General features: G+C 49.4%; 3 protein-coding genes. All 3 read right to left on the bottom strand.

What is annotated here, in order from left to right:
* Window positions 1-447, bottom strand: a 447-nt coding sequence (locus F6K37_RS33365) for a DUF3604 domain-containing protein (RefSeq protein WP_287254980.1), incomplete at its 3' end; no start/stop codon positions are given.
* Window positions 448-709: 262 nt separating this feature from the next.
* Window positions 710-2,803: a DUF3604 domain-containing protein gene (locus tag F6K37_RS33360; protein ID WP_287254978.1), complete on the bottom strand. Its 2,094-nt coding sequence runs from the start codon at window positions 2,801-2,803 to the stop codon at window positions 710-712.
* A 188-nt stretch (window positions 2,804-2,991) separates the two neighbouring features.
* Window positions 2,992-4,250 (bottom strand): HupE/UreJ family protein (locus F6K37_RS33355; protein WP_287254975.1); only part of this gene is annotated, 1,259 nt, incomplete at its 5' end.

Below are 4,250 nucleotides of genomic sequence, written 5' to 3'. Positions count from 1 at the left end.
ATCGACAAACTGTTGGAAGGAGCCCAACTGGTCGGTGTGATCGGTTACCACCAAGAAATCTAAGGGACGAGACAACTGGACTGGTTGCCCACCATCGGTTGTCACTTCCTCTCCTCGGGCAAATCGGTAGGAATTTTCCGGGGTTAGCGTAGTTCCAGCCGCACCCGCATCAAAGGAATAGATGGTATGGAGGTGGGTGTCCCCCCAGAATACCTGCTGGGGATGGCTCGGCTGATACTCATCGGGTCGCCCTGCATAAGGGGAGTAGGGTATTTCTCCCGGAAGGGGTACATGTCGGTTGAAATATGGAATTTCGTACTCTCCAGGGGGCAAAGAAATTGCCAGGGCACTGTTGGAAACAAATAGCATGTTCCCGATCAGAAAGCAAATACACAACCCTATGATAAATAGTTTGCGAATTTGCAAACGTGAAACTGTTCGATTCATGTTGATGAACTCCTTTTAGAATTGTTTTTGATTGAATCATGCTGTTTGAGTCTGCCAATGGCTCAAACAGCATGGTACGTTAGGATGGATTGGGAGCGTTCGGCTGATGGCAAGAGATTTGGGCCATAATCACGCACCCTATGTAACTGCGATCGCTTCTAATAGTTATAAAGCGATCGCTTGGTTGCTGGACTTACACTCAGTCAATAGGTTTTGAAACTACCAAGCCATGGTGGGATGCCAGGATCATAGATTTACTTCATCATTTGGTTGAATAATGTTTCTCAATTTCCTGAATGATTCGATTCCAAAATTCTTCCTGGCTCATATTTTCAACAGGTTGGGCAGGCAGAGGTTCGATAGCTGGAGAATACCAGATCGGGGAAGACCAGGCCCGTTCCCGAATAAAGGGTTTAGCACCAGAGGCGAAGATAGATTTGTCAACGGCGAGCGCATCATGGCTACTCCAGCGACAGGTGAAATTTTCGATCACCCGTGCGTAGTAAAATGCGTGTTGATTGGGGTCAAATTCAGGATCACGCCAAACAGTACTGAGTTCTGAGTCTCCCACATTCTCGGGATAACTACAGGTAAAAATATTCGGTATGGCCTTATTTCCAGGACATGAGCCATTCTCATTTAGCTGTTTGTCATCGGAACAGGCAACATCATAGACCTTTTCATGGGTTTCCCCATCATCACCGAGCCAACCCTTAATGATTTGGATGCGGTCTATGGGAGCACTCAAAGGATCTTTAATCGCCCAAACAAACAACTCAGGGTCTGCCTCAGCAGTGGGAAGGATTGGGAAATCGCTGCCCATGGGAACGCCAGTGCCATAAGCAATCTCGATGGCATCATCTCGAAGATTGAGATCTTCTGGGAACTCGTAGCCGCCAAAGAGTCGTACTTGAATACGAGGACCGCTGGTGGCAAAGGTTTCCCGTCGCTGGAAGGCATCAAAGATACTGTCGCGGGTGTTTTCTTCAGCCCAAACTCCTGTTAACCCACCAGGATTATTCAAAAGGTTATCGAGTTCACCACTAATGGGACTTTGTTCAATCCCCAATCGGTATTGAGGAGTATCGTCAGCCATACCATGATTACCCTGGTAATTATCTTCTTCCCCACTTGACGGAACCCCACTGTGGGTATCGGTCGCGCCCACAAAACCGTACTTAAAGGGGTTGACACCAATTTTAGCCTCTTGTTTGACACCTTCTTTGAGTCCTTCTCGGATGTAGCTATATTTGTTAATACAACCCTCTGGTTCAAAAAGTTCATCACAGATGGGGGCAGTGGTTAGGGATTGGACGGCAGCCCCTTCGATCAGAAAGGAAGGACCCGTCCGAACGGAACGGGTATCGAGTTTTTCAAAGTTACACAGTTCATCCACATTGCCTAAACCCGTTTTGCACTCGGACTCCCCTTTGGTTTGCATCACTTCTACCAGTCGCTCTAGTCGTTGTTGAGTGCTGGCGCGAACATCATCTATGGGGGTAACGTTGTCGTAGTAGGTTGGGTTAAAAGCAGTTCCCTCAGACAAGTTAGCGTTGTGGGGAATGACGATCACCTCACACTCTCCGGTACAGTTAGTATCCAACCAAGCCCACAGATGCTCTGGGTTGGGAGAAGACTTCAATGGGTCGGAAACATCCGAACCCGAAAACACAGTCTCAGGAACGGTATCATTACTAAAAATGATATTACGGTGAATACCTGCCCCCGCAATTCCTCGTGGCACATTGCCAGGAGAAGTCCATTCATAGGCGTTGAAGGTGGTGAATACCCCTGGCTCGTTGAACTGTGTCGCCGCATCTTGGATCTTGTCCCAAACGAGAGGGGTATATTCCTCGCAAAGTTCGTTATTATCACCACAAACCCCAAGATCCTCTTTACCCATTATAAATCTTTGAAATGCCTCCCCAGCAGCGTCTATATCGTCTTGTGCATCCCTTACTAGCTGACAATTTTCGGAGTTATAGTAAGGGGAATTTTCATCCATCGTACAGATGGCTATTTCTCCTAAAAACTCTGCATGATCAGTTAAGGCAGTGAAATCCAGGGCAGTTTTCAACTTATGAGATTGTCCTGAAGCCATCGTAACCGCCTCCCCTCGGGCAAAGCGGTAGGCTTCTTCTGGACCATTGGGGTTGGCTCCAAAATAGCTATCGAGGGAGTAGTTGGTGTGAACGTGCAGGTCCCCGAATAGGGCTTTTCGTTCCACTGGGAGCGGTGCAATTTCTGCTGAAGCTATAGGTATTTGTCCCATCGTTAGCAGTAGACTGAGAACTCCTACAGTGAGTACTCGCAACCACAAGGGTCGAATCCTCAGGGGTAAAGGCTTCAATTTCATCGGATATTACTCCTTAAATTAGATAGGGTTTGGTAAATAGTTTCTGTTGAAACGAGGGAAATGCTGGACTTACACTCAGTCAATACATTGTTGACATTGCTAACTTTGTAATTGTGAGATGCCAGGATATTTTCTGAGAGAGCGTTTTGGGTAAGATTTCTGGTTTTTGCGTCCGCTAAGTGATAAACTCACCCCCAAAAGGCAGCAACCCGCTGGAAACACCAGAACGAGGCCAGAATGCCAATACTATAGGTGGGCACCCAACCCAGCCAGCGCGGGTAGTGGTGCGGACCAAAGCGTTTCAGGCTCTCCATCACAGCAACCACTACTAGCACAAAGGCCAGTTGTCCTAATTCCACCCCAACATTGAAAAACAACAGGGCTGGGGGAATGTCTTGGGGGGGTAATCCCACCTCTGCCAAGGCTCCCGCAAAGCCAAAGCCGTGGAGCAGCCCAAAGGTGAGAGCCACTAGCCAGGGATATTGCTCAGTCAATCCTGGTTTCCCCTGGCGGCTGTGGGCCAGTTCCGAAGCTAAGAACAAAATGCTGAGGGCAATCACAGCTTCCACTGGGGCTTGGGGCACATTCACAAGACCTAAGGTAGCTGCACCCAGGGTAATGCTGTGGGCTAGGGTAAAGGCGGTAATGGTCTTGACCAGACGCCAGGATGGCCCGACAATTAAGACTAGCCCTAAGACAAACAGCAAGTGGTCGATGCCGCTGAAAATGTGCTCGACCCCAAGTTTGAGGTAGGTCTGGCCCACTGCAAACACAGTGGTTTTTTCTGGGATAACGAAGGTCTCTTCGCCAGTGGGCACCATGGTGGTTTGGGAGTGCCCATCGGCCCATTCCACCCGCAATAGCACTTCCAGAGAGCTTTGGAGCAGTCCCGGAAACGCAATGGTTTCTTCAGCCAAGCCCTTTTTACCGCAATCCAATGTCCAGCGGGTGACACGGGTGGTGGGAGTAGCCATTACTTTAGGCACGGTCACCCCAGTGCAGTGGCTGGGAAAGACCGGGCTAATGGTCATCGGACTACTCAGCCCTTCATCCCCAAAACTCATGGCTGATGGGGTTTTCCAGACCACGTCCACCTGGCCAGAGGGTTGCTCTCGTAGTTCCAGGTAGGACGTTTGAAAGCCGTGGGCCTGGGCGGGGGCGGGATAGCATCCCAGGCCCAGGCAAACCAACAGAGCAATACAAATCCATTTCCCTCTGAAGACGAGCCACTGAAAAAAGTTGAGTGGGGAATTGTAACCCTTGCTCCCTTCTGGTTGCCAGAAGGCTTGGGCTATCGGTATCGTGATAAATCCCTTCTGTCCTCTGACTTCTGCCTTCTGCCTTCTGACTTCTGCCTTCTGCCCTCTGACTTCTGACTTCTGCCTTCTGACTTCTGACTTCTGCCTTTCTTTGTTCATCCCTGCTCCTCCTGAATAGCTTGGTTGAG

Origin of the sequence: Moorena sp. SIO4E2 (assembly GCF_010671945.1) — a bacterium.
Classification (GTDB): Bacteria; Cyanobacteriota; Cyanobacteriia; order Cyanobacteriales; family Coleofasciculaceae; genus Moorena; species Moorena producens.
Note: the sequence above shows the minus strand (reverse complement) of the source record. Positions and strands in the feature narration are given on the sequence as shown.

Coding starts and splice junctions, on each gene's coding strand:
- F6K37_RS33360 (WP_287254978.1), bottom strand. CDS start 2,803: ATGAAATTGAAGCCTTTACCCCTGAGGATTCGACCCTTGTGGTTGCGA.